At 70.3% G+C, this 22,811-nt stretch carries 27 protein-coding genes; 24 read left to right on the forward strand and 3 right to left on the reverse strand.

The genetic code is table 11. The annotated features are described in order from the left end of the window. Positions 1-48 precede the first annotated feature (48 nt). The 3 genes from ABI214_RS19060 (at position 49) to ABI214_RS19070 (ending at position 2,929) form a co-directional block, all read left to right on the forward strand. Positions 49-804, forward strand: a complete 756-nt coding sequence (locus ABI214_RS19060; RefSeq protein WP_348611777.1) for a phosphoglyceromutase — start codon at positions 49-51, stop codon at positions 802-804. 195 nt (positions 805-999) lie between these two features. Next, a complete protein-coding gene (locus ABI214_RS19065; RefSeq protein ID WP_348604073.1) occupies positions 1,000-2,208 on the forward strand; it encodes a sensor histidine kinase in 1,209 nt (402 codons plus the stop codon). A gap of 31 nt (positions 2,209-2,239) precedes the next feature. After that, complete coding sequence (locus ABI214_RS19070) at positions 2,240-2,929, forward strand: response regulator transcription factor (protein WP_348604074.1); 690 nt, start codon at positions 2,240-2,242, stop codon at positions 2,927-2,929. Between the two features lie 71 nt (positions 2,930-3,000). Here the strand turns inward: ABI214_RS19070 and ABI214_RS19075 are convergent, their stop codons facing one another. Continuing rightward, entirely contained in the window at positions 3,001-3,795 is a 795-nt protein-coding gene (locus ABI214_RS19075; RefSeq protein ID WP_348611780.1) for a hypothetical protein, read from the reverse strand. A gap of 66 nt (positions 3,796-3,861) precedes the next feature. On the opposite strand from ABI214_RS19075, the gene ABI214_RS19080 reads away from it, so the two are divergent. Genes ABI214_RS19080 through ABI214_RS19090 form a run of 3 tightly spaced genes read left to right on the forward strand, consistent with a single transcriptional unit; the run spans position 3,862 to position 6,804 of the window. After that, positions 3,862-4,815, forward strand: coding sequence for a Ppx/GppA phosphatase family protein (locus ABI214_RS19080; RefSeq protein ID WP_348604075.1), 954 nt, complete (start codon positions 3,862-3,864; stop codon positions 4,813-4,815). Next, positions 4,812-5,921: a hypothetical protein gene (locus tag ABI214_RS19085; protein WP_348604076.1), complete on the forward strand. Its 1,110-nt coding sequence runs from the start codon at positions 4,812-4,814 to the stop codon at positions 5,919-5,921. Before ABI214_RS19080 ends, ABI214_RS19085 begins: the two co-directional genes overlap by 4 nt. A gap of 40 nt (positions 5,922-5,961) precedes the next feature. Beyond that, on the forward strand, positions 5,962-6,804 hold the full coding sequence (locus tag ABI214_RS19090; RefSeq protein WP_348611783.1) for a sugar phosphate isomerase/epimerase family protein: 843 nt from the start codon (positions 5,962-5,964) through the stop codon (positions 6,802-6,804). Between the two features lie 32 nt (positions 6,805-6,836). Here the strand turns inward: ABI214_RS19090 and ABI214_RS19095 are convergent, their stop codons facing one another. Continuing rightward, positions 6,837-7,253: a hypothetical protein gene (locus ABI214_RS19095; protein ID WP_280758360.1), complete on the reverse strand. Its 417-nt coding sequence runs from the start codon at positions 7,251-7,253 to the stop codon at positions 6,837-6,839. A 114-nt stretch (positions 7,254-7,367) separates the two neighbouring features. Here ABI214_RS19095 and ABI214_RS19100 point away from each other — a divergent pair, with 114 nt between their 5' ends. The 7 genes from ABI214_RS19100 (at position 7,368) to ABI214_RS19130 (ending at position 12,869) form a co-directional block, all read left to right on the forward strand. Next, entirely contained in the window at positions 7,368-8,027 is a 660-nt protein-coding gene (locus ABI214_RS19100; RefSeq protein WP_348611787.1) for a MerR family transcriptional regulator, read from the forward strand. Beyond that, positions 8,024-8,872 carry a thioesterase family protein gene (locus tag ABI214_RS19105; RefSeq protein ID WP_348604077.1) on the forward strand — a complete coding sequence of 283 codons (849 nt, stop codon included), beginning with the start codon at positions 8,024-8,026 and terminating at the stop codon, positions 8,870-8,872. The genes ABI214_RS19100 and ABI214_RS19105 overlap by 4 nt, the downstream gene beginning before the upstream one ends. Before the next feature lie 60 nt (positions 8,873-8,932). Next, entirely contained in the window at positions 8,933-9,748 is an 816-nt protein-coding gene (gene proC / locus ABI214_RS19110) for a pyrroline-5-carboxylate reductase (protein ID WP_348604078.1), read from the forward strand. Positions 9,749-9,886: 138 nt separating this feature from the next. After that, positions 9,887-10,147 (forward strand): helix-turn-helix domain-containing protein, encoded by a 261-nt coding sequence (locus tag ABI214_RS19115; protein WP_348604079.1) that lies wholly within the window; start codon positions 9,887-9,889, stop codon positions 10,145-10,147. Between the two features lie 208 nt (positions 10,148-10,355). Further along, on the forward strand, positions 10,356-10,457 hold the full coding sequence (locus ABI214_RS19120) for a 30S ribosomal protein bS22 (protein WP_003402602.1): 102 nt from the start codon (positions 10,356-10,358) through the stop codon (positions 10,455-10,457). A gap of 182 nt (positions 10,458-10,639) precedes the next feature. Further along, positions 10,640-11,722: an NAD-dependent epimerase/dehydratase family protein gene (locus ABI214_RS19125; protein ID WP_408587272.1), complete on the forward strand. Its 1,083-nt coding sequence runs from the start codon at positions 10,640-10,642 to the stop codon at positions 11,720-11,722. Positions 11,723-11,795: 73 nt separating this feature from the next. Then, the gene (locus ABI214_RS19130) at positions 11,796-12,869 is read left to right on the forward strand and encodes a lysophospholipid acyltransferase family protein (RefSeq protein ID WP_348611790.1); all 1,074 of its coding nucleotides are present in this window, start codon (positions 11,796-11,798) and stop codon (positions 12,867-12,869) included. Here ABI214_RS19130 and ABI214_RS19135 read toward each other — a convergent pair. After that, entirely contained in the window at positions 12,827-13,954 is a 1,128-nt protein-coding gene (locus tag ABI214_RS19135) for an HAD family hydrolase (RefSeq protein ID WP_348604082.1), read from the reverse strand. The genes ABI214_RS19130 and ABI214_RS19135 overlap by 43 nt on opposite strands. Positions 13,955-14,143: 189 nt before the next feature. On the opposite strand from ABI214_RS19135, the gene ABI214_RS19140 reads away from it, so the two are divergent. The 11 genes from ABI214_RS19140 (at position 14,144) to ABI214_RS19190 (ending at position 22,803) form a co-directional block, all read left to right on the forward strand. Next, complete coding sequence (locus ABI214_RS19140; RefSeq protein WP_348604083.1) at positions 14,144-14,407, forward strand: glutaredoxin family protein; 264 nt, start codon at positions 14,144-14,146, stop codon at positions 14,405-14,407. A 210-nt stretch (positions 14,408-14,617) separates the two neighbouring features. Beyond that, positions 14,618-15,424, forward strand: coding sequence for a redox-sensing transcriptional repressor Rex (locus ABI214_RS19145; protein ID WP_348604084.1), 807 nt, complete (start codon positions 14,618-14,620; stop codon positions 15,422-15,424). Continuing rightward, positions 15,421-16,794, forward strand: a complete 1,374-nt coding sequence (locus ABI214_RS19150) for a glutamyl-tRNA reductase (RefSeq protein WP_348604085.1) — start codon at positions 15,421-15,423, stop codon at positions 16,792-16,794. The genes ABI214_RS19145 and ABI214_RS19150 overlap by 4 nt, the downstream gene beginning before the upstream one ends. Beyond that, positions 16,791-17,801 carry a hydroxymethylbilane synthase gene (gene hemC / locus ABI214_RS19155; RefSeq protein WP_348604086.1) on the forward strand — a complete coding sequence of 337 codons (1,011 nt, stop codon included), beginning with the start codon at positions 16,791-16,793 and terminating at the stop codon, positions 17,799-17,801. The genes ABI214_RS19150 and hemC overlap by 4 nt, the downstream gene beginning before the upstream one ends. Positions 17,802-17,879: 78 nt before the next feature. Then, entirely contained in the window at positions 17,880-19,445 is a 1,566-nt protein-coding gene (locus ABI214_RS19160) for a bifunctional uroporphyrinogen-III C-methyltransferase/uroporphyrinogen-III synthase (protein WP_348604087.1), read from the forward strand. An 18-nt stretch (positions 19,446-19,463) separates the two neighbouring features. After that, the gene (gene hemB / locus ABI214_RS19165; protein ID WP_348604088.1) at positions 19,464-20,441 is read left to right on the forward strand and encodes a porphobilinogen synthase; all 978 of its coding nucleotides are present in this window, start codon (positions 19,464-19,466) and stop codon (positions 20,439-20,441) included. Next, entirely contained in the window at positions 20,429-21,067 is a 639-nt protein-coding gene (locus ABI214_RS19170) for a hypothetical protein (RefSeq protein ID WP_348604089.1), read from the forward strand. Before hemB ends, ABI214_RS19170 begins: the two co-directional genes overlap by 13 nt. A gap of 303 nt (positions 21,068-21,370) precedes the next feature. Then, positions 21,371-21,787: a hypothetical protein gene (locus tag ABI214_RS19175; protein WP_348604090.1), complete on the forward strand. Its 417-nt coding sequence runs from the start codon at positions 21,371-21,373 to the stop codon at positions 21,785-21,787. Then, entirely contained in the window at positions 21,756-22,259 is a 504-nt protein-coding gene (locus tag ABI214_RS19180) for a hypothetical protein (RefSeq protein ID WP_348604091.1), read from the forward strand. The genes ABI214_RS19175 and ABI214_RS19180 overlap by 32 nt, the downstream gene beginning before the upstream one ends. Beyond that, on the forward strand, positions 22,256-22,504 hold the full coding sequence (locus tag ABI214_RS19185) for a hypothetical protein (RefSeq protein WP_348604092.1): 249 nt from the start codon (positions 22,256-22,258) through the stop codon (positions 22,502-22,504). Before ABI214_RS19180 ends, ABI214_RS19185 begins: the two co-directional genes overlap by 4 nt. Positions 22,505-22,521: 17 nt before the next feature. Beyond that, the gene (locus tag ABI214_RS19190) at positions 22,522-22,803 is read left to right on the forward strand and encodes a metal-sensitive transcriptional regulator (RefSeq protein WP_013416995.1); all 282 of its coding nucleotides are present in this window, start codon (positions 22,522-22,524) and stop codon (positions 22,801-22,803) included. Positions 22,804-22,811: the final 8 nt, after the last annotated feature.

Genomic DNA, 22,811 nt, shown 5'->3' on the forward strand with positions numbered 1-22,811 from the left:
GGGTGCACACCGATGGCTGTCGCGGGCGTCCGAGCCGGTCATGCCAGGATTGGGGGCATGAGTACCGGAACACTTGTGCTGCTCCGCCACGGCGAGAGCGAATGGAACGCGCTGAACCTGTTCACCGGCTGGGTGGACGTGCACCTCACCGACAAGGGCATGGCCGAGGGCAAGCGTGCCGGTGAACTGCTCGCCGAGCACAACCTGCTCCCGGACGTGCTCTACACGTCGCTGCTGCGTCGCGCGATCAGCACCGCGAACCTCGCGCTCGACGCGTGCGATCGGCACTGGATCCCGGTCGTGCGGGACTGGCGGCTCAACGAGCGCCACTACGGTGCGCTGCAGGGCAAGAACAAGGCCCAGACCAAGGCCGAGTTCGGCGAGGACCAGTTCATGCTGTGGCGTCGTAGCTACGACACCCCGCCGCCCGCGATCGAGGCCGGCAGCGAGTACAGCCAGGACCAGGACGCGCGCTACGCCGACCTGCCCGAGGTCCCGCTGACGGAGTGCCTGCTCGACGTCGTCAAGCGCCTCATCCCGTACTGGGACGAGACCATCGCGGCCGACCTGCAGGCGGGCAAGACCGTCCTCGTCACCGCGCACGGCAACTCACTGCGTGCACTGGTCAAGCACCTCGACGGCATCTCCGACGAGGACATCGCGGGCCTGAACATCCCCACCGGTATTCCGCTGCGCTACGACCTGGACGAGAACCTGAAGCCGCTGAACCCGGGCGGCACATACCTCGACCCGGCGGCCGCCGCGGCCGGTGCCGCCGCCGTCGCGAACCAGGGCGCCAAGTAGTCCTCCGCCGATACGGCTCCAAGGCCGGTACGGATCGCCGATCCGTACCGGCCTTCGTCGTTTCGACGCGCGGTTCGGCGGAGAACGGAAACGGATGGTGAACGAGCGGAAAACTCCAGCTCTCGGGCCTATGACGTGCGGGAAAACCGTCACACCCGGCTTCGGGCCAGGGTTAGTCGAACGTACGATTCACGTGTGACTGTTGTTCAGGCCGTGCTCTTGGCCGTCGCGGCCGCCGTCGTCGGCTGCATTGTCGGTGCGGTGCTGGTTCCCCGACTCGCTGCCCGACGGGCGCGACGGCAGCAGTCCCAGGCCGGTCTGACCCTGTCGCAGGTGCTCGATCTGATCGTCCGAACCTCCGACAGCGGCATCGCCGTCGTCGACAAGTTCAACGACGTCGTCCTGGTCAACCCGCGCGCCGAGGAGTTGGGGCTGGTGCGCAACCGCATGATCGACGACCGTGCGTGGGTCGCGGCCACCGAGGTGTTCGAGACCGGTGAGCCCGTCGAGGTGGATCTCACACGGCGCACGTCGCAGCGCGGCCGGGACAAGATGGCGGTGCGCGGCATCGTGCGGCTGCTGAGCGAGTCGGACCGCCGGTTCGTCGTGGTGTTCGCCGACGACGACTCAGAGCAGGTCCGCATGGAGGCCACCCGCCGCGACTTCGTCGCCAACGTCAGCCACGAACTCAAGACGCCGGTCGGCGCGATGGGTCTGCTCGCGGAGGCGCTCCTCGAATCCGCCGACGACCCCGATTCGGTGCGCTACTTCGGTCAGCGCGTCCTCAGCGAGTCGCACCGGCTGGGCAACATGGTCACCGAACTGATCGCGCTGTCGCGACTGCAGGGCGCGGAGAAGCTGCCCGACCTCGACGTGGTCGAGGTCGACGACGTCGTCGCCGAGGCGCTGCGCCGGTCCACGGTCGCCGCCGAGACCGCCGAGATCACCGTCCACGCCGACGCCCCCAGCGGGCTCGAGGTGATGGGGGACCGCACCCTGCTGGTGACCGCGCTGTCGAACCTCGTCGAGAACGCGATCGCGTACTCGCCCAAGGGAACCGCGGTGTCGTTGAGTCGGACGGTCCGGGGCGACAACATCGCCATCGCGGTCACCGACCGTGGCATCGGCATTGCCAAGGAGGACCAGGAGCGCGTGTTCGAGCGCTTCTTCCGCGTCGACAAGGCCCGCTCACGCGCGACCGGCGGCACCGGCCTGGGGTTGGCCATCGTCAAACACGTCGCCGCCAACCACAACGGATCCATCGACCTGTGGAGCCGGCCCGGCACCGGATCCACGTTCACGCTGCAGATCCCCGGACACTTCGACGCGGCCGACGCCGCCCCGCCCGGTGCGACCCACCAACCCGCAATCATCGAGAAAATCGAGAAGAAAGCCGCGTCGTGATGCGCCGCGGCACGAGTTTGGAGGCCAACCGTTGACGAGTGTGCTGATCGTGGAGGACGAGGAATCGCTGGCCGATCCGCTCGCGTTCCTGCTCCGCAAGGAGGGGTTCGAGACCACCATCGTCGGTGACGGGCCGTCCGCGCTGGCCGAGTTCGAGCGCTCCGGCGCCGACATCGTCCTGCTCGACGTCATGCTTCCCGGGATGAGCGGAACCGACGTCTGCAAGCAGTTGCGGGCCAAGTCGTCGGTGCCGGTCATCATGGTCACGGCCCGCGACAGCGAGATCGACAAGGTCGTCGGCCTGGAACTCGGCGCCGACGACTACGTCACCAAGCCGTACTCGGCCCGCGAACTCATCGCCCGCATCCGGGCCGTGCTGCGCCGCGGCGCGGACGCGGAGGCCGAGGCGGGCGCCGACGACGGCGTCCTCGAGGCCGGCCCGGTACGGATGGACGTCGAACGGCACCTCGTCCACGTCGCCGGTGAGCCGGTGTCGTTGCCGCTCAAGGAGTTCGACCTGCTCGAGTACCTGCTGCGCAACTCCGGGCGCGTCCTCACCCGTGGGCAGCTCATCGACCGGGTGTGGGGCGCCGACTACGTGGGCGACACCAAGACCCTGGACGTCCACGTGAAGCGGCTGCGCGCCAAGATCGAGGCCGACCCCGGCAAGCCCAAGCACCTCGTCACGGTCCGCGGCCTCGGGTACAAGCTCGAGGAGTGAGCGTCCGGCCGAATGTCACATGCGTTCAGTTGGATTGAACGCGTGTGACATTCGGCCGTAGCGCGGTCGGTTCAGTCCTGCGTCGGCTGCGCCTTCGCCTGCGCGGCGGTGGTCGCCGGGTGCACCGCGATGAGCCCGAGCCCCTCGCGGCGGCGACACAGCGACGCCAGCTCGTCGTACGCGGCCTTGCCGAGCAGTTCGGTCAGTTCGGGCGCGTACGACTGCCACACCGGCTTGCTGCCGACGTGCGCGTCGGGAGACCCGGAGCAGTACCACGCGAGGTCCTCGCCGCCCTCACCCCAGCCGCGGCGGTCGTACTCGGTGACCGTCGTCTCGAGGATCTGCTCGCCGTCGGGACGGTCCACCCACTCCTGGGTGCGGCGGATCGGCAACTGCCAGCACACGTCGGGCTTGACCTCGAGCGGCTCGATGCCCTTGCGCAGCGCCATCTGATGCAGCGCGCAGCCGATGCCACCCTCGAAGCCCGGGCGGTTGAGGAAGATGCAGGCGCCCTTGTACCTGCGGGTGCGCAGCGCGGGCTCGTCCTCGAGGTCGTCCTCCTCGACGTACCCCTTCTTCCCGAGGCCCTTCTCCATGAACTGCCAGTCCTCGGGTGTGAGCATCCTCACCGAGGCGTCGAGTTTCTCGCGGTCCTCCTCGTCGGAGAGGAAGGCGCCGTGCGAGCAGCAGCCGTCGTCGGGGCGACCGGCCACCGTGCCCTGGCACGCGGGCGTGCCGAACACGCAGGTCCAGCGCGAAAGGAGCCACGTCATGTCGGCTTTGATGGTGTGTTCGGGGTTCTCGGGGTCGACGAACTGGACCCACTCGCGCGGGAAGTCGAGATCCACTTCCGGCGTGGGCGCGATCTTGTGGGAGCCGCCGGTGCTGCCTGCTGTCACAGTGCCCGACGGTAGACCCAGTACCGTAGCCGTGTGCGCCTTGGGGTACTTGACGTCGGAAGCAACACCGTCCACCTGCTCGTGGTGGACGCACATCGTGGTGGGCACCCCACACCGATGAGTTCCACGAAAGCCACGCTCCGGCTGGCCGAGAACACGGACGACCGGGGCGACATCACGTCACTCGGCGCCGACCGGCTGGTCGCGACCGTGCAGGACTTCGCCGGCATCGCGCAGTCGTCCGGCTGCGGTGAGCTGATGGCGTTCGCGACATCCGCGGTGCGCGACGCCAACAACTCCGAGGCCGTGCTCTCCCGGGTGCGCGCCGAGACGGGCGTGAACCTCGAGGTGCTGTCCGGCGTCGACGAGGCCCGGCTGACATTCCTCGCGGTGCGCCGCTGGTACGGCTGGAGCGCCGGCCGCATCCTCAACCTCGACATCGGCGGCGGCTCGCTGGAGCTCACGGCCGGCGGCGACGAGGACCCGGAGGTGGCGTTCTCGCTGCAGCTGGGCGCCGGACGCCTGACCCGGGACTGGCTGCAGGAGGACCCGCCCGGCAAGCGTCGCGTCGCGGTGCTGCGGGACTGGCTCGACGCCGAGCTGGTGGCCCCGGCGAAGCAGCTGCGCGCGTCGGGCGAGGCGGACCTGCACGTCGGCACCTCCAAGACCTTCCGTTCGCTGGCCCGGCTGACCGGCGCCGCACCGTCCGCCGCAGGTCCGCGCGTCAAGCGGACCCTCACGGCGAGCGGCCTGCGGCAGCTGATCGCGTTCATCTCGCGGATGACCACGTCGGACCGTGCAGAATTGGAAGGCGTGAGTTCCGACCGCTCTCAGCAGATCGTGGCCGGTGCTCTCGTTGCGGAGGCCAGCATGCGCGCGCTGGGGATCGACACGCTCGAGATTTGCCCGTGGGCACTGCGTGAGGGTCTGATTCTTCGCAAGCTCGATACGGACATGGGTGGAGAACTGGTGGTGAGCGCTCGATGACTGAGCCCGAAGGTGACAGCCAAGCAATCTCGGTTGCGGAGCTGTTGGCCCGCAACGGCCAGCGCGTCGGCTCCGGTGCCGGTGGCCGACGACGCCGCGGCGTCAAGGGCGGCATCTCCGTCGCCGAACTGACCGGCGAGTTCCCGGCCGTCCGGAACGGGCGCGTCGCCGCCCCCGGTTCCGACGCCGAGCCCGAGGCCGACGCACCCGCGCCTGATGCGGCGCCGAAGCCCGCTCCCGTTGCGGCGCCGCAGGCCGCGGCGACCGCGGTCGTCCCGCCCGCCAACGTCCAGGGCCGCGCGGTCCTCGGTCCGGCCGTCCGCAGCGATGCCGCTACCAGCCGGCCCGCCGAGAACAAGATCGTCGGGAACCGGGCCGTCCAGGACCGTCCCGGCACCGGTGTCGCGGCCAAGCCGGAGACAAAGCCCGAGGTGAAGGCCCAGCCCCCGAAGCCGGCCCAACCGGAGAAGAAGCCGCCGGTCCGGCCCACCGCCGCGGACGCACCGACGGTCGTCGCACCCGCGGTGAAGGCCGACGTGCCTAAGCGCCCCGAGCCGGTCGACACCGGCTGGCGTTCGGTGACGCCGACCAACTCGACGACCACGACCACCGTCATCGAGGCCGTTTCCCCGCTCCCGCGCGGTGGCGACCCCGAGCCGCGGATGCTGTCGGGGCAGTCCCTCGCCGGTGACCTGCTGCGCCAGGGCATCGCCCGGCCCGACGCCAAGCCTGCCGACGCAAAGCCGGCCGACGCCGAGCCCGCCGACGTCGAACCGGTCGACGTGGACACGGACGTCGACGACGCCGAACTCGACGATCTCGACGACTTCGAGCCCGAGCCCAGCGGCGCCAAGCAGTGGGCCGTCCTGCTCGGCCAGGGCGCGGTCGCGCTCATCGCCGGCGCACTGATGTTCAAGGGCTTCGAGAAGCTGTGGGACATGCTGCCGATGGTCGCGCTCGTCCTGGCGGTCCTCGTGATCGTCGGACTGGTCGCCATGGTGCGGATCCTGCGCCGCACCGACGACATCACCAGCCTGGTGATCGCGCTCGTCGCCGGCGTGTTCGTGACGCTCGGTCCGCTGGCCTTCCTGCTCAGCACGCGCTGACCGGGCATCGGCGGAGGGGAAGATCGTGGGGACAGCGCGCATGCCGGATCGGAAGATCCTCGTCGGACTGTCCACGGCCTCCGTGTACCCGGAAAACACGGAAGCGGCGTTCCGGTACGCGGCCGAGGTCGGCTACGACGGCGTCGAGTTGATGGTGTGGGCCGAGTCGGTCAGCCAGGACGTCTCCGCGGTCAAGCGGCTGGTCCGCAAGTACGCGGTGCCCGTGCAGGCCCTGCACGTGCCGTGCCTGCTGATCTCGCAGCGCGTGTGGGGCGCCGACCCCGTCGCGAAGCTGGACCGGTCCGTCGAGGTCGCCGAGGCGCTGGGGGCCTCGAACGTCGTGGTCCATCCGCCGTTCCGCTGGCAGCGGCGATACGCCGACGGGTTCGTCGACCAGGTGGCCGAGCTCGAGGAGAAGACCGGCGCCGTGGTCGCGGTCGAGAACATGTTCCCGATGCGCGCCGACAGCTTCTTCGGCGGACGGGAACGGACGGCCCAGCGGCTGCGCCGCCGTGGCGGTCCGGGTGCGGCGCTGTCGGCGTTCAGCCCGTCGTACGACCCCACCGATTCCGGGCACCAGCACTACACGCTGGACCTGTCGCACACCGCGACCGCCGGCATGGACGCTCTCGATCTGGCGCGCCGGATGGGCGGCGGGCTCTCGCACCTGCACCTTGCGGACGGCCGCGGCGCGTCGGTCGACGAACATCTCATCCCCGGCCACGGCACGCAGCCGTGCGTCGAGGTGTGCCGCCATTTGATCGACAGCGGATTCGCCGGGCAGGTCGTCGTCGAGATCAACACACAGAACGCGCGGACCCGGCCCGAGCGCGCGTCGATGCTGGGCCAGGCGCTGAGCTTCGCGCGCGAGCACCTGCGCTGAGGCCTAGAGCGCGGAGACGCCCGCGCTGAGGCCTAGAGCGCGGAGACGCCCGCGCTGATCACCGTGATCCCCGAGATCACGAGCCCGGTCACGAGGCACGCCGCCCCGATCCAGATCGACGCGAGCATCGGCCCGGGCTTCGCGGGGTCGCGGCCGAGGACGGACAGGAAGAACCCGGCCGGGATGAAGATCGCCGCGACCAGCACGGCGATCGCGCCGGCCGCCGCCCACCCCGGGCTCGCGTCGACGACCGTGGTCAGGGTGGCGAGCAGGATGCCGAGGGTGACGAGCACACCCGCGTGCGCGTGTCCGGCGCGGAAGAAGCTCTTCTGCAGGTCGTTGGCGCCCTGGTGGCCGGTGAGGATGCGGAGCAGGAACGCGCCGCCGGAGGCGATTCCGACCACGGTGAGGACCGTGACGCCGACGACGATGGTGAGTACGGGATCCATCGTGAGCTCCTGGTGTGCGGTAGGCTCGAACCCGACATTGGATAGTTCAACTATCCAATACTGAACTCCATGGTCGACCCGATGCCGTCGGGTGTCAAGCACGGGAGGGCCGAGATGCGGGTGTCCGAGCTGGTCGCCGCCAGCGGCGTGCCCCTGGCGACCGTCAAGTACTACCTGCGTGAGGGGCTGCTCATGCCCGGCGCCGCGAGCAGCGCGACGCACGCCGAGTACGGCGAGCAGCACGTGCGGCGTCTCGCGCTCATCAAGGCCCTCGCCGGCGTCGGGCTGCCGCTGGGGAAGATTCGCACGATCGTCGGTCTCGTCGACCATCCCGCCGACACCGTCTTCGACACGCTCGGCCGCGCGCTGGCCGCGCTGCCGCCGTATCCCGCCGACGCGGCCGGCGAGCCCGACGACTACCCCCGGGCGCGCGCGGTGCTCGAGCGGCTCGGTCAGGTGTACCAGCCGTCGTATCCCGTTGTCGCGCAACTGGAACGCGCACTGGCCGCGGCCGAGGACGTCGGCATCCCGATGACCGACGAGCGCCTCGAGGTGTACGCCCGCCACATCCGCGGCATCGCCGAGATCGACCTCGAACTGATGCCCACCGATTCCGTCGAGTCCGCCATCGAGTACGCGGTGCTCGGCACCGCGATCTACGAACCCGTACTCGCGGCGCTGCGCCGGCTGGCGCACCAGGACATCGGCGCCGCGACCTTCGCCGGACGCACCTTCGGCGACTACGCCACCCTCGACAGACAGGACCAGTCGTGACCACTCACCCGTTCCGGGACCTCACCACCGTCACCCCGCACGGTGACGGTCGGTACACCGCCCATATCGATCCGATCTGGACGATCGGCCCCAAGGTGCACGGCGGCTGCATGATGGCCGTCTGCGCCGCCGCAGCCCGGCGCCAACTGGCCGACACCGCGACGCCGGACCTGCTCGTGGACCCGGCCGCCGCGCCGCTCGCCGTCTCCGCGAACTACCTCGCCGCGCCGGATCCCGGCGAGGTCGACGTCGTCGCGACCGTCCGCAAGCGCGGACGCCAGGTCTCGCTGGTCGACGTCGAGCTGTCCCAGAACGGCCGTCCCGCCGTGCACGCCGCGGTCACGCTGGGTGTGCCCGACGCGGGGGAGCCGCACTACACCGGGGAGCAGGCGCTCGCGCAGCTGCCGACCTCGCCGCCCGCCGAGGCGCAGGCGCTCGCCGCAGATCATCCGATGGCGCAGATCGTGCACGTCGCGCAGGGCTGCGACCTGAGCGTGGACGGGTCATCCGCGCACTTCCTGCGAGGGCAGCAGGGCGAGCCGCAGGTCCGGATGTGGGCGCGGCCGTGGGCGGCCGACGAACAGGACCCGGCCACCGCGGCGCTGTTCGCGATCATGACCGGCGACATCTGTGCGCCCGTGACGATGAACCGGGGCATCTTCGGGTGGGCGCCCACCGTCCAGCTGACGACGTACCTGCGCCGGCAGCCCGCTCCGGGATGGCTGCGCGTCATGGCCAGCTCGACGGTGCTCGGCGACACGTGGTTCGAGGAGGATCACACGGTCCTCGACTCCACGGGCGCGGTGGTGGTGCAGAGCCGTCAGCTCGCCATGATTCCCCGCTGACCGTCCACCGCCCGGTACCGGGGGAAGGTCCCGATCGTCCGTCGTGGCAGGGTGGACGCCATGACGAGAATTGCGGTGATCGGTGGCGGCAAGATCGGTGAGGCCCTGATCTCTGGACTGTTGCAGGGCGGCCATCCCGCCCGGGATCTGGTGGTGGCCGAGCAGTACGAGGCCCGCGCCGAGGAGCTGACGGCGGCGTACTCGATCCGCGTCACCACGATCGAGGACGCGGCCGAGGGCGCCGACGTCATCGTCGTCGCGGTCAAGCCGACCGACGTGGACTCGGTCCTGACCGCCCTCGGGAAGGTTGACCTGGACGGCGAGCAGGACCAGCTCCTGGTCTCGCTCGCGGCCGGCATTTCGACGGCGCGGTACGAGGTGAAGCTGCCCGCCGGGTTCCCGGTCGTCCGGGTCATGTCCAACACCCCGATGCTCGTCGGACAGGGTGCGAGCGTCGTCGCGCCGGGACGTCACGTCAAGCCGGACCACCTGGACCTGGTGCGCGGAATTCTGGCGGCCGTCGGCACCGTCACCACGGTTCCGGAGTCGCAGATCGACGCGGTGACCGCGGTGTCCGGCTCCGGTCCCGCCTACTTCTTCCTCGCGGTCGAGGCGATGATCGACGCGGGTGTCGCGCTCGGTCTGACCCGGGCGACGGCGAGCGAACTGGTGGTGCAGACGATGGTCGGCTCCGCGGCGATGCTCGCCGAGTCGGGCGAGAGCGCCCACGCGCTGCGCGCGGCCGTCACATCACCCGGTGGGACCACCGCGGCCGCGGTGCGCGCGCTCGAGCAGGGAGGCCTCCGGACCGCGTTCTACGACGCTCTCGCGGCCGCCCGTGACCGGTCCGCTGAACTCGGGGTGACACCCGAGTAGATCGAGATTGTCGATCTTGTTTGCAACACCCGTCGCATCAACCCCTCTGGCAACGCTAAGCTTCGTGTCAGCACGTGCGTGTCTGTTCCGCCGGAGGGGAAGCCGGCGGCGCGACACGTGCCGGAGGTATGTGGACAGATGGGATCCCCGGAAAACCCGGCAAACCCGGCAAAGTCAGACAAGCCCGGTAAGCAAGACGGCCCCGGCGGCTCGAGCCTTGCCGGGACGCAGTTCCTCACCGTCGCGGAGGTTGCGACGCTGATGAGGGTTTCGAAGATGACCGTGTACCGCCTCGTTCACAGTGGTGAACTGCCCGCCGTTCGCGTCGGGCGTTCCTTCCGTGTTCATGCCAAGGCGGTCCACGACTATCTGGAGACCTCGTATTTCGACGCCGGCTGACGCGTCGGAATCGAGACGGTGAACCTCGGTTTTCGCCGAGCGGACCCGTCCCGGTACGATCGTGAGTCGTCGTACCAGCCAGCCGGTGTCGTCAGGCGCTGGGGTCGTGAGAGCGGCCAGTGGCAACGAGGCCTCAGCGCCAGAGGAAGACACAGGCGTACGTGACCGGCGTGCGCTGACGCTATAGAAGACTGTGAGGAACACCCACATGGGTTCAGTGATCAAGAAGCGCCGCAAGCGTATGTCGAAGAAGAAGCACCGCAAGCTGCTTCGCCGCACGCGCGTTCAGCGTCGGAAGCTCGGCAAGTAAGCCGGTAGCGGCTCTTGCACCCGGATGCCCGTCACCCCTTCGGTGGCGGGCATCCGTGTATTCGGGTGGCCTGTCCGGACGTGTCCGGGTGGCGTGTTGCCAAGGTGTTAAGGCTTGCGCGGAACCCTTGCCGGGGCTCCCGGATTGGCTAGGCTCGCCGGAGGGGCGAATGGACGGGGGTACTGGTGAGTCCTGACGATCGCGGTGTGCAGCCACCGAAGGTGGTGCTGGTGACGGGTGCGAGCCGGTTCCCGGGCGGGTTCCTGGTGGCGCGACTCGCGCAGGATCCGCGCGTCGAGCGGGTCGTCGCGGTCGACGCCGTCTCCCCGAGCAAGGACATGATGCGCCGCATGGGCCGCGCCGAGTTCGTCCGAGCCGACATTCGTAACCCACTCATCGGAAAGGTGATTCGCGGCGCCGAGGTCGACACCGTCGTCCACGCCGCGACCGTCGCGCAGGCACCCAAGTCCGGCAGCCGGGCGGCGATGAAGGACATGAACGTCATCGGCGCGATGCAGCTGTTCGCGGTGTGCCAGAAGGCGCCTTCGGTGCGCAAGGTCGTGGTGCGATCGGCCTCCGCCGTCTACGGCGGGAGCCCCAAGGATCCCGCGAAGTTCACCGAGGAGATGAGCGCCCGCCGCCCACCCCAGGGCGGCTGGGCCCGCGACTCCATCGAGATCGAGGGCTATGCCCGCGGACTCGGACGCCGTCGCCCCGACATCGCGGTGTCGATCCTGCGCCTGGCCCCGCTGATGGGTCCACGGCGGCACGGCTGGGTGGCGCGGTACCTGTCGTCGCCGATGGTCCCCAGCATCTTCGGTCGCGACGCGCGCATGCAGTTGCTGCACGAGGAGGACGCCCTCGCGGCACTCGAGCGAGCCACGGTCGCCGGCCCGGCCGGGACGTTCAACGTGGCGGGCGACGGGGCGGTGATGATGTCGCAGGCGATCCGGCGTGCCGGACGCGTCGAGGTGCCGATGCCGTTCTCGCTGTTCCGCAGCGCCGGCCGCGCACTGATGGGGTCGCAGATGCGCTCGTTCACCCGGGAACAGCTCGACTACTTCCACTTCGGATGCGGCCTCGACACCACCCGCATGCGTGCCGAACTCGGCTTCGAGCCGCGGTGGACGACACTGCAGGCGCTCGACGACTTCGTCCGCGGCACCGGCCTGACCCCCGTGATCAAAACCGAGTGGGTGGACCGGGCCGAAGCGACGGCGCTCGCGCTCGCGGGGGCCACGACCGCATCGCGGACCGACAGGTGAACGGCAGATCCAGAGCACGCACACGCAGAGCCGGTATACGCAGCGCAGGCATACACAAGGGCAGGTGGCGTTCGTGAACGAGGTGGCGAAGGTGATTCCACTGCACGGCGGCGCGGGCGCCCGCCCGGCGCGTGACCGCGGCGCGAATCGACATTCGTCGTCCCCGGTGGGTCGGCGGCCGCTCCCCGAACCGGCGGTGGACGCCGCCGGGCAGGCTGCCGAGGAGGCCGCGGCCGAGGCGAAGGAGAGCGTCGCCGAGGAGGCCGCGGGCGAGCACGGAGGCTCACCACTCGACGCACTTCGGTCCCACCTCGTCGACCAGGTCACCGGCGTTGCCGGGTTCCTGCGTCGCCGCATCGCCGGGGACTACGAGGTCGACGAGTTCGGCTACGACCCGCACTTCGCCGACGGCGTGTTCCTGCCGGCTCTGCGGCCGCTGTTCGAGAAGTGGTTCCGCGTCGAGGTCCGCGGCGTGGAGAACATCCCCGCGGAGGGCGGCGCGCTGGTCGTGGCCAACCACGCCGGCGTCGTCCCGCTCGACGCCCTGATGACCTCGGTCGCGGTGCACGACCACCACCCGCAGCACCGGGCCCTGCGGATGCTCGCGGCCGATCTGGCGTTCGAGATGCCGGTCATCGGGAACATCGCCCGCAAGGCCGGGCACACCCTCGCGTGCCATCCCGACGCCGAGCGCCTGCTGCGCGGCGGCGAGGTCGCGGCGGTGTTCCCCGAGGGCTACAAGGGCATCGGTAAGCCGTTCTCCGAGCGCTACAAGCTGCAGCGGTTCGGCCGCGGCGGGTTCGTCTCGGCGGCGATGCGTGCCGGGGTGCCGATCATCCCGTGCTCGATTGTCGGATCCGAGGAGATCTACCCCAAGATCGGTGACATCGCGCCGCTCGCCCGACTGCTGGACATGCCGTACTTCCCGGTCACGCCGCTGTTCCCGCACCTCGGGCCGCTCGGCCTGGTGCCGCTGCCGTCCAAGTGGTACATCGAGTTCGGCACCCCGATCGTCACCGACACCTACGACGCCGCCGAGGCGGACGACCCCATGGTGCTGTTCGAGGTCACCGACCACGTCCGCGAGACGATCCAGCAGACCCTCTACCGCCTGCTGGCGCAGCGGCGCAACGTCTTCATGGGCTGAGCCCGGCCCGACCCGGCGGCGGCCAGCTCCGCGAGCAGGGCGCGTTCGCGCCGACGGCTGAGGATCGCTCCTACCGCCCCGCCGACCGCCCCGAGCAGCAGCGCCGTCGGGATGCCCACCTTCGCGGCCTTGCGTCCGGTCCGGAAATCACGCACCTCCCAGCCGCGGTTCTTCGCGAGCTCGCGCAGGTCCGCGTCGGGGTTGACGGCGACGGCGGTGCCGACCAGCGACAGCATCGGCACGTCGTTGTAGCTGTCCGAGTACGCCGTGCAGCGCTTGAGGTTCAGTCCCTCGCGCACCGCGAGGGTGCGCACCGCGTGGGCCTTGCCCAGGCCGTGCAGGATGTCGCCGACGAGGCGGCCGGTGAACACGCCGTCCCGGCTCTCGGCGACGGTGCCCAGGGCGCCCGTCAGGCCCAGGCGCTTGGCGATCACCTGAGCCAACTCGACCGGGGTGGCCGTCACGAGCCACACCTGCTGGCCGGCGTCGAGGTGCATCTGCGCCAGTGCTCGGGTGCCGGCCCAGATCTTGTCGGCGATGACCTCGTCGTAGATCTCCTCGCCAAGGCGGGCGAGTTCCGCGGTCGAGCGTCCGGCGACGAACGACAGCGCCTTCTCCCGGCCCTCGGCGACGTCGTCGCTGTTCTCCTTGCCGGTGATCCGGAACTTGACCTGCTTCCACGCGAAGTCGACCAGGTCCGACGTCCGGAGGTATTTGCGGGCGGCGAGCCCGCGCGCGAAGTGGATGATCGACGCGCCCTGCACCATCGTGTTGTCGACGTCGAAGAACGCGGCGGCGGTGAGGTCGCGGGGAACCGCGGGCTCGCCGGGCTCGGCCGGTGGCTCCGCCACTTCGGGGGCCGCCTCGAGGGCTTCGGCCTCGGCCGCCTCGAGTGCGGCCGCTTCGAGGGCTTCGGCCTCCTGCATGGCGAGCGCCGCGTCGGCACTGGCTTCACCGGCGAGATTGGCGCGCAGTTCGGCCTCGCTCGGACCCAGCAGATTCCGGATCCGGCGGCGCCCGGGGCGCAGGATCCCTGACAGGCCCATACCGGATCTCGCGCCGTTCGGCAGTGATCGCCCAGGCACACGCACCTCCCGCGTCGCAGACACCTCTGGCTCACCCTAGCCCGAGCGCACCGGCGCATCCCGTCGGATCGAGGCCGTGCCCGTGGCGTGTGATGTTCGTCTCGAAACGGAACGGTCCGGAACTCTCCCGGTCCGACGTCGTCGGACCGCGGTCCGGGCAATCGGCGGCCTCGAGGAACACTGGTGTCCATGGACCAGTCGCGAAACCGGATCACCCTCCTCACCCGTGCCGGTTGCGGGGCGTGCGTTCCCGCGCGCGAGCTGCTGGACGAGATCTGCCGGGAGTTCGATCTCGAACTGACCTGCATCGACGTCGACGAGGTCGCGGCCGACGACCCCGATCTGCGCGCCGAGTACGGGGACCGGCTGCCCGTCGTCCTGCTCGACGGAAAGGAGCACAGCTACTGGGAGGTCGACGAGGACCGGCTGCGCGCGGACCTCTCGGCGGGCTGATTCCCGCTCGTCGGAGGGTGGGCCGGCCGGGGAGTGGGAAGGGTCACCCCGTGTCGTCGAATCCGGTCGCTTTGCAGGTGAGAGCACGTCTGGGCGTGGTCGAGCAACTTTGTGCATGGCTTCACAAGCGGTTACCGTGGTGTGAACAAATCCCCCCGGGACCTTCACGAAGGCCGGGGTACACGGCCGGCCGGACGAGGAGCCATCGACGTGACCGAACAGCACCAGGCGCAGGGGTCAGTGGCCCGCGGCGTCACCGGGGCTGCTCCGTCCGCTTCCCGGCGTGGAACGCCTCCGGCGTCGCAGCACCGTGACATCCCCCAGGCTACGGTGACGCGCCTCGCGACATACCTGCGGGTCCTCGGAGTGCTCGCGGACGAGGGCGCGCTCATCGTCTCCAGCGAGGAACTGGCCAGCGCATCCGGTGTCGGATCGGCCAAGCTGCGCAAGGATCTGTCGTTTCTGGGCCCCAACGGTGTTCGCGGCGTCGGCTACGACGTCGCCCGGCTGCGTGCCCGCATCGAATCCGCTCTCGGTCTGGACCGCGGTCACCGCGTCGTGCTGGTGGGCATCGGCAATCTCGGTCGCGCGCTCGCCGGCTACGGCGGCTTCGACCGTCGCGGATTCTCGATGGTCGGACTGTTCGACAAGGATCCGGCCTGCGTCGGCTCCACCATCGGTGGGCTGACCGTCCGTGACGTCGCCGAGCTGTCCGAATCCTGCCGGGATCTCGACGCCACGATCGGTGTCATCGCGACGCCCGACGCCGCCGCGCAGGACGTGTGCGACCAGCTCGTGGGTGCCGGACTGCGCTGCATCCTCAGTTTCTCCCCACTCGCGCTGGAGATCCCCGAGCACGTGGAGATGCGTCGGGTCGATCTCGCGATGGAGATGCAGGTGCTTTCGTTCAACATGGCCCGGAACACGCCTCCGGACGAGCAACGTAATCCCCAGGCTGCCGCCGCACCCGCGGCGGTCGGCGCTTCGACCAGAAACGGATCGGTGATCAGGCCGTGAGTGTGCTTCTCGTCGGGATCTCGCACCGTAGCGCTCCCGTCTCCGTCCTCGAGCGGATCGCGGTCACGGACACCGACCGCCCGAAGCTGACGGACAAGATGCTGGGCTCGGCCCACATCTCGGAGGCGATGATCGTCTCGACGTGCAACCGCATCGAGATCTACGCCGTCGTGGACGCATTCCACGGAGCCCTCACCGATATCGGCGATCTCCTCGCCGAGCACGCCGGACTAGACCTCGCCGAGCTGCACAAGCACGCCTACGTCCGGTACAGCGAGGCCGCGGCCGAGCACCTCTTCGCCGTCGCCAGCGGCCTGGACTCGATGGTGATCGGCGAGCAGCAGATCCTCGGTCAGATCCGCGCCGCGTACGCCGCGGCCGACGCCCAGCAGGCCGCCGGGCGGGCGCTGCACGAGCTGGCGCAGCAGGCGCTGCGGGTCGGCAAGCGGGTGCACTCCGAAACCGGCATCGACGCTGCCGGTGCGTCGGTCGTCTCCGTCGCGCTCGACCGCGCCGCCGGCATCCTCGGCGACGGCGGTCTGGTCGGCCGCACCGCCGTCGTGGTCGGCGCCGGTGCGATGGGCAGCCTGTCGGTCGCGCACCTCACCCGCGCCGACATCGGCCGCATCCTGGTCGTCAACCGCACCCGCGAGCGCGCCGAGCACCTCGCCGCGACCGCGGTCGGCAACGGAATCGATGCCGTCGCAGTCGGATTCGAGGATCTCTCCGAGGCGATGGCGCAATCCGACGTGCTGGTCACCTGTACCGGCGCGGTCGGTTCGGTCGTCACGCTCGCCGACACCCACCGGGCCCTGGCCCGACCGGGACGCGAGTCGAACCGCCCGCTCGTGATCTGCGACCTGGGCCTGCCCCGTGACGTGGAGCCGTCCGTCGCCGGCCTGCCCGAGGTGGTCGTGCTCGACATGGCTGCGCTGCAACGGGATCCGGGTGCCGGCGCCGCTGCGTCCGACGCCGACGCCGCCCGCGAGATCGTCGCCTCCGAACTTGCTCAGTACCTGGCCGCGCAGCGCCAGGCCGAGGTGACCCCGACCGTGACCGCGCTGCGCCAGCGCGCCGCCGAGGTCGTCGAGGCGGAACTGCTGCGGCTCGACTCGCGCCTGCCGGATCTGGGCGACCCGCAGCGCGACGAGGTTGCCCGTACAGTGCGACGGGTCGTCGACAAGCTCCTCCACGCGCCGACGGTGCGCGTCAAACAACTTGCCTCCACGCCGGGCGGCGACACGTATGCGGCCGCGCTGCGTGAGCTCTTCGAACTGCGGCCGGGCTCGGCGGAGGCCGTGGCAGCACCGATCGACCTCGGCGAATTCGCCGCCGGCCCCGATGTAGCAGGAAAGGACGCACAGGCATGAGCACGGACGCAGCATCGACAGCGACCGCCGGCCACGAATCCGATTCCCGCGCAGGCACCCGCACCCTCCGGATCGGGACCCGTGGCAGCCTGCTCGCCACCACGCAGGCCGGCACCGTGCGGGACGCACTGATCGCGGCGGGACACCCCGCCGAGCTGGTGATCATCAAGACCAAGGGCGACGTCACCTCCGGCCCGGTGCAGCGCATCGGCGTCGGCGTGTTCGTCGCCGAACTGCGCGAGGCGCTGCTGGCCGGCGAGGTCGACGTCGCGGTGCACTCGTACAAGGACCTGCCCACCGCGCAGCCCGACGAGCTGGTCATCGCCGCGGTCCCCACCCGCGAGGATCCGCGCGACGCCCTGGTCGCCCGTGACGGGCTGGTGCTCGGTGAGCTGCCGCCCGGATCGAAGATCGGCACGTCCGCTCCGCGCCGCCGCGCCCAGCTGCGCGCCCTCGGCCTGGGCCTGGAGATCGAGCCGCTGCGCGGCAACATCGACACCCGCCTGGGCAAGGTGGCGTCCGGCGAACTCGACGCGATCGTGATCGCCCGCGCGGGCCTGTCCCGCATCGGCCGGTCCGCGGAGATCACCGAGACGCTCGAGCCGGTGCAGATGCTGCCGGCGCCGTCGCAGGGCGCGCTGGCCGTCGAGTGCCGCGCCGACAACCCGGAACTGATCGCGGCCCTGTCCGAGCTCGACGACGCGCCCACGCGGGCCGCCGTCGTCGCCGAGCGGGCGCTGCTCGCCGAGCTCGAGGCGGGCTGCACCGCTCCGATCGGAGCGATCGCCGAGGTCGTCGAGTCCATCGACGACGGAGGCCGTGTGTTCGAGGAACTGTCCGTGCGGGGCTGCGCCGCCGCGATCGACGGTTCCGATGTGATTCGGGCGTCCACCGTGGGGTCGCCCGAGCGTGCGGACGAGCTGGGGCGCGCGGTCGCGCGTGAACTCCTCGAGCTCGGCGCCCGAGATCTGATGACGATTGCCGAGGAGGGTGATGCCGATGCTTGACGGTGACCTGCTAGCCCATCCACGGCCTGATTTTGCTTTTTCTTCCTATCGACATGAGACCGCACTGGAGAACTACCGATGAGCCGAGTCCGTAAGAACAGCCCCGGACGGATCCTCTTCGTGGGATCGGGTCCCGGTGACCCGGCGCTGCTCACCGTCCGCGCGCGCGACGTGCTCGCGTCGGCGGCACTGGCCTTCACCGATCCCGACGTCGACAAGGGCGTGACGGCTCTCGTCGGCACCGCGCTCGGCCGCGATCCGGAGACCGACGAGCCGATCGCCGAGGTCCGTCCCGCGCTCGGCGAGCCCGCCGAGGTCGCCAAGACCCTCGTCGCCGAGGCGAAGAACGGCCACGACGTGGTCCGTCTCGTCGCGGGCGACCCGTTGACGACCGACTCCGTGATCGCCGAGGTCTCGGCAGTCGCCCGCACCCAGGTGGTGTTCGAGGTGCTGCCGGGTCTGCCGTCCGGGTCCGCGGTGCCGAGCTACGCCGGCATGGCGCTGGGTTCGGCGCACACCGAGGCCGACGTGCGCGGCGAGGTCGACTGGGCGGCGCTGGCCGCGGCTCCCGGTCCGCTTGTGCTGCATGCGAGCGCTGCACACCTGGCCGAGACGGCGAGCGCGCTCGTCGAGCACGGCCTGGCCCCGCAGACCCCCGCCGCGATCACAGTCCGCGGCACCACTCGTCAGCAGCGCACCGTCGAGGCCACCCTGGCGACGCTCAACGACGCCGGGTCCGAACTGGTCGGTCCGCTGATCGTCACGGTCGGCAAGGTGGTCTCGCAGCGCAACAAGATGTCGTGGTGGGAGTCGCGTGCCCTGTACGGCTGGACCGTCCTGGTACCGCGCACCAAGGAGCAGGCCGCCGACATGAGCAACCGGCTCGTCACGCACGGCGCGATCCCGATCGAGGTCCCGACCATCGCGGTCGAGCCGCCGCGCAGCCCGGCCCAGATGGAGCGGGCCGTCAAGGGTCTCGTCGACGGCCGCTACCAGTGGGTCGTGTTCACCTCCACCAACGCGGTGCGTGCGGTGTGGGAGAAGTTCGAGGCGTTCGGCCTGGACGCCCGCGCGTTCTCCGGCGTGAAGATCGCGTGCGTCGGCGAGGCCACCGCGGAGAAGGTGCGCTCGTTCGGCATCACGCCGGAACTGCTGCCGTCGGGTGAGCAGTCCAGCGAGGGCCTGCTGGCCGACTTCCCGCCGTACGACGAGGTGTTCGACCCGGTCAACCGCGTCCTGCTGCCCCGCGCCGACATCGCCACCGAGACCCTCGCCGAGGGTCTGCGCGAGCGCGGCTGGGAGATCGACGACGTCACCGCGTACCGCACCGTCCGGGCGGCGCCGCCGCCGGCCGAGACCCGCGAGATGATCAAGACGGGTGGCTTCGACGCCGTGTGCTTCACGTCGTCGTCGACCGTGCGCAACCTCGTCGGCATCGCCGGCAAGCCGCACGCCCGCACGATCGTCGCGTGCATCGGACCGAAGACGGCGGAGACCGCGATCGAGTTCGGTCTGCGCGTCGACGTCCAGCCCGAGACGGCGCAGATGGGTCCGCTGGTCGAGGCGCTCGCCGAGCACGCCGCCCGGCTGCGTGCCGAGGGTGCGCTGCCGCCTCCGCGCAAGAAGTCCCGCGCCCGCCGCTGACCCAACTTCGGGAGAACCGTGTTTCCAGTTCACCGTCCCCGTCGTCTGCGCGGTACTCCCGCGCTGCGCCGACTGGTAGCCGAGACGTCGCTCGAACCGCGTCATCTCGTGCTGCCGATGTTCGTCGCCGACGGCATCGACGAACCGCGTCCGATCTCGTCGATGCCGGGCGTAGTCCAGCACACACTGGACTCGCTGCGGGCCGCCGCGACCGACGCGGTCGCGGCGGGCGTGGGCGGGCTGATGCTCTTCGGCGTGCCGCGCGAGGAGGACAAGGACGCCGCGGGATCCGGTGCGACCGATCCGGGCGGCATCCTCAACCGCGGCCTCGCGGCGCTGAAGACCGAACTCGGTGACGCGACGGTGATCATGGCCGACACGTGCCTCGACGAGTTCACCTCGCACGGGCACTGCGGTGTCCTGTCGGCGGACGGTCGCGTCGACAACGACGCGACGCTGGCCCGCTACGTGGACATGGCGGTCGCGCAGGCCGACGCGGGTGCGCACCTGCTCGGCCCCAGCGGCATGATGGACGGCCAGGTCGCGGCGATCCGCAAGGGTCTCGACGCCGCCGGCCACGCCGACGTCGGGCAGCTCGCCTACTCGGCGAAGTATGCGTCGGCGTTCTACGGACCGTTCCGCGAGGCCGTCGGCTCGTCGCTCGAGGGCGACCGCCGCACCTACCAGCAGGATCCGGCGAACCGCCGCGAATCGCTGCTCGAGGTGGACCTCGACCTCGCCGAGGGCGCCGACCTGGTGATGGTCAAGCCCGCGATGTCGTACCTGGACGTGCTGCGCGAGGTCGCGGACCGTTCGACGGTGCCGGTGGCCGCCTACCAGATCTCCGGCGAGTACGCGATGATCACCGCGGCCGCGCAGAACGGCTGGATCGACCGCGACGCGGCCGTCCTCGAGTCGCTGCTGAGCATCCGACGTGCCGGCGCGGACATCGTGCTGACCTACTGGGCCGCCGAGGCGGCCGGGTGGCTGTCGTGACCGGGCAGTGGCCGCCGCAGCAGCCGGGGCAGCCCGACTCCTGGCCGGGGACGCCGCAGCATCCGGCCGGTCCGCCGCAGATGCCCGGGCAGCCGGGGCAGTACCCGGCGCCGCCACCGGCGTCGGAGCCGAAGCCGATCCCGGCCGACGTCCAGACCGCGTTCCAGTTGTGGTTCGCCGTCGCGGCACTCGGCGTCGTGTACCTGGTTGCGGCGCTGCTGTTCGTCTACAGCGACCGGACCTCGTTCGTCGATCAGCTGATGGACGAGTTCGCCAAGCAACCCGACGTGACGGTCACGCGGTCGCAGGCGGAGCAGCTACTGGTGTTCGGCTTGGTGAGCACGGGTGTGATCCTCACCCTCGTCCTCGGTGGGTTGACGGTGCTGTTCGATTTCAAGATGCGCAAGGGCAAGAACTGGGCCCGGATGATCTTGACGATGGCCGGCGCGTTCACCGTGCTGTCGGCGATCCCGACCGTCTTCGGCGCGGGCGCCGCGACGGGAACGGCCGCACTCGTAATGGGCGGCGCCGGAATCCTGCAGGCGGTGGTGGCCGTCGGCGCGATCGTGCTGATGCACCGCAAGGAATCCAACGAGTACTTTCTGAACCTGCCCGTCGCACGCTGACCGGATCGTCCGTGATTCGGTCTTCCGAGCCCGCCCCGGTACTGTGAAACGAGTCACATGACCAGGGTGGTCGGAAGCCGTTCAGGGGGTAGTGATGCACGTCGAACATCGAACCGGTGGGCGGCGGGAGCTGTTGTGGATCGCGTTGATCGCGCTGTTCGGTATCGCGACGCTTGTGCTCCTGCTCGTCCCGGGTGTCCTTGCCGCCTGAGTGCCCGCCGCAGGGTCCGTACTTCGACTCTCCGCTCGGCTCTCCGCTCGACTCAGCTCGTTCAAGAGCGGTCGATGCTTCAGGATGGGCTGGTGAGTGAGTCGACCCCGCGCGTGGTGTCCGTTGCCTACTGGATCTGGGTGCTGTGCGCGGCCGTGATGGTGTTGCTCGGGTTGCTGGCGTCGACGACGTCCGCCGACGCGATCCGCGAGCAGCTCGGTTCCGACGCCGATTCGTTCGTGTGGCTGCTGCGGGGAATCGGGGCCACGTCACTGGTGTTCGGCCTCGTCATCGGTTTCCTCGCGGCGCCGACCCGGGCGGGCAGCGCGCGGCTGCGGATCGTCGTCGTGGTGCTCTCGTCGGTGTTCGCGCTGGGGACGATCGCGCTGTCGGCGATCGGCATGATCGCGCCGGTGCTGCTCGTGATTCCGCTGTTGCTGGTGGTGGCCAGCGTTCTGGTGTTCCGGGAGGGTGCGCGTGAGTGGTTCCGACGCGGGCAGTCCGACTGAGCCGGACGTGTTGTTCGACGAGCCCGGCGCGCGCTGGCGGACCGTGGCCTACGGTCCGGTGTTCTGCGTCGTCGCGCTCGTGATCGAGCTGCTGACGGGGCCGGTGGTGCACTGGTTCGCGTTGACGCTGTTCGCCGCCATCCTCGCCGGCATCGTGTACGTGCAGGTGGCTGCGGCCCGACGGCACGTGAGTGTGTCGCTCACCGACACGACGCTGCGCCAGGGTGCGGAGGAGTTGGCGGTCGCCGAGATCGCTGCGGTGCTGCCCGCGTCCGATCCGTATGCGGACGAGCCGGAGGCGTGGGAGAGTGCGCGCAGCCTCGGGGAGCTGTCCGGGGTGCCGCGGCGACGGAAGGCGATCGGGTTGCGACTGCGGGACGGGTCGTCGGTCCAGGCGTGGGCCCGCGACGACGACGGCCTGCGCGACGCGCTGACCGAGGCGGTCGCCGGGGTGGACGGGAGGTCGGAGTGACCCGGTCGGTGTTGGTGGTGGTCGCCGAGGCGGTCGGAGTCGTCGCGGCGCTCGTGGCGTCGGTCCTGTGCTGGACCCGGGGTGTGAGCACCAGCGAGTTCGCGCCCGTCGCGCCGGGCACGCCGTCGTACACCAGCGTCCACTACTCGGGCACGTGGATCGCGGCGGCGTTCGTGTCGGTCCTCGTCGCGGGTCTGCTCGTCCTCGACGTCCTGCGCCGACGCCGCTCCACGAGGTACCCATAGGGGGTATCATGGGAGCCATGAACGGATACAGCCCGCAGCAGGAGGACCTGCTCAAGCGTCTGCGGCGCATCGAGGGTCAGGTGCAGGGCATTTCGCGCATGATCGCCGACGACCGCTACTGCATCGACGTGCTGACCCAGGTGTCGGCGGCCACGTCCGCGTTGCAGTCGGTGTCGCTCAAGCTGCTCGAGGCGCACCTCGCCGGATGCGTCGTCGAGGCCGCGAAGAAGGGCGGCCCCGAGGCGGACGCCAAGGTCAAGGAAGCATCCGACGCGATCGCGCGTCTCGTGCGATCCTGAGGTGGAGG

The organism is Prescottella soli (assembly GCF_040024445.1).
Lineage (GTDB): Bacteria > Actinomycetota > Actinomycetes > Mycobacteriales > Mycobacteriaceae > Prescottella > Prescottella soli.

Coding starts and splice junctions, on each gene's coding strand:
- ABI214_RS19120 (WP_003402602.1), top strand. CDS start 10,356: ATGGGTTCAGTGATCAAGAAGCGCCGCAAGCGTATGTCGAAGAAGAAG.
- ABI214_RS19085 (WP_348604076.1), top strand. CDS start 4,812: ATGACTGAGCCCGAAGGTGACAGCCAAGCAATCTCGGTTGCGGAGCTG.
- ABI214_RS19090 (WP_348611783.1), top strand. CDS start 5,962: ATGCCGGATCGGAAGATCCTCGTCGGACTGTCCACGGCCTCCGTGTAC.
- proC (WP_348604078.1), top strand. CDS start 8,933: ATGACGAGAATTGCGGTGATCGGTGGCGGCAAGATCGGTGAGGCCCTG.
- ABI214_RS19160 (WP_348604087.1), top strand. CDS start 17,880: ATGAGCCGAGTCCGTAAGAACAGCCCCGGACGGATCCTCTTCGTGGGA.
- hemC (WP_348604086.1), top strand. CDS start 16,791: ATGAGCACGGACGCAGCATCGACAGCGACCGCCGGCCACGAATCCGAT.
- ABI214_RS19140 (WP_348604083.1), top strand. CDS start 14,144: ATGGACCAGTCGCGAAACCGGATCACCCTCCTCACCCGTGCCGGTTGC.
- ABI214_RS19190 (WP_013416995.1), top strand. CDS start 22,522: ATGAACGGATACAGCCCGCAGCAGGAGGACCTGCTCAAGCGTCTGCGG.
- ABI214_RS19115 (WP_348604079.1), top strand. CDS start 9,887: ATGGGATCCCCGGAAAACCCGGCAAACCCGGCAAAGTCAGACAAGCCC.
- ABI214_RS19100 (WP_348611787.1), top strand. CDS start 7,368: ATGCGGGTGTCCGAGCTGGTCGCCGCCAGCGGCGTGCCCCTGGCGACC.
- ABI214_RS19095 (WP_280758360.1), bottom strand. CDS start 7,253: ATGGATCCCGTACTCACCATCGTCGTCGGCGTCACGGTCCTCACCGTG.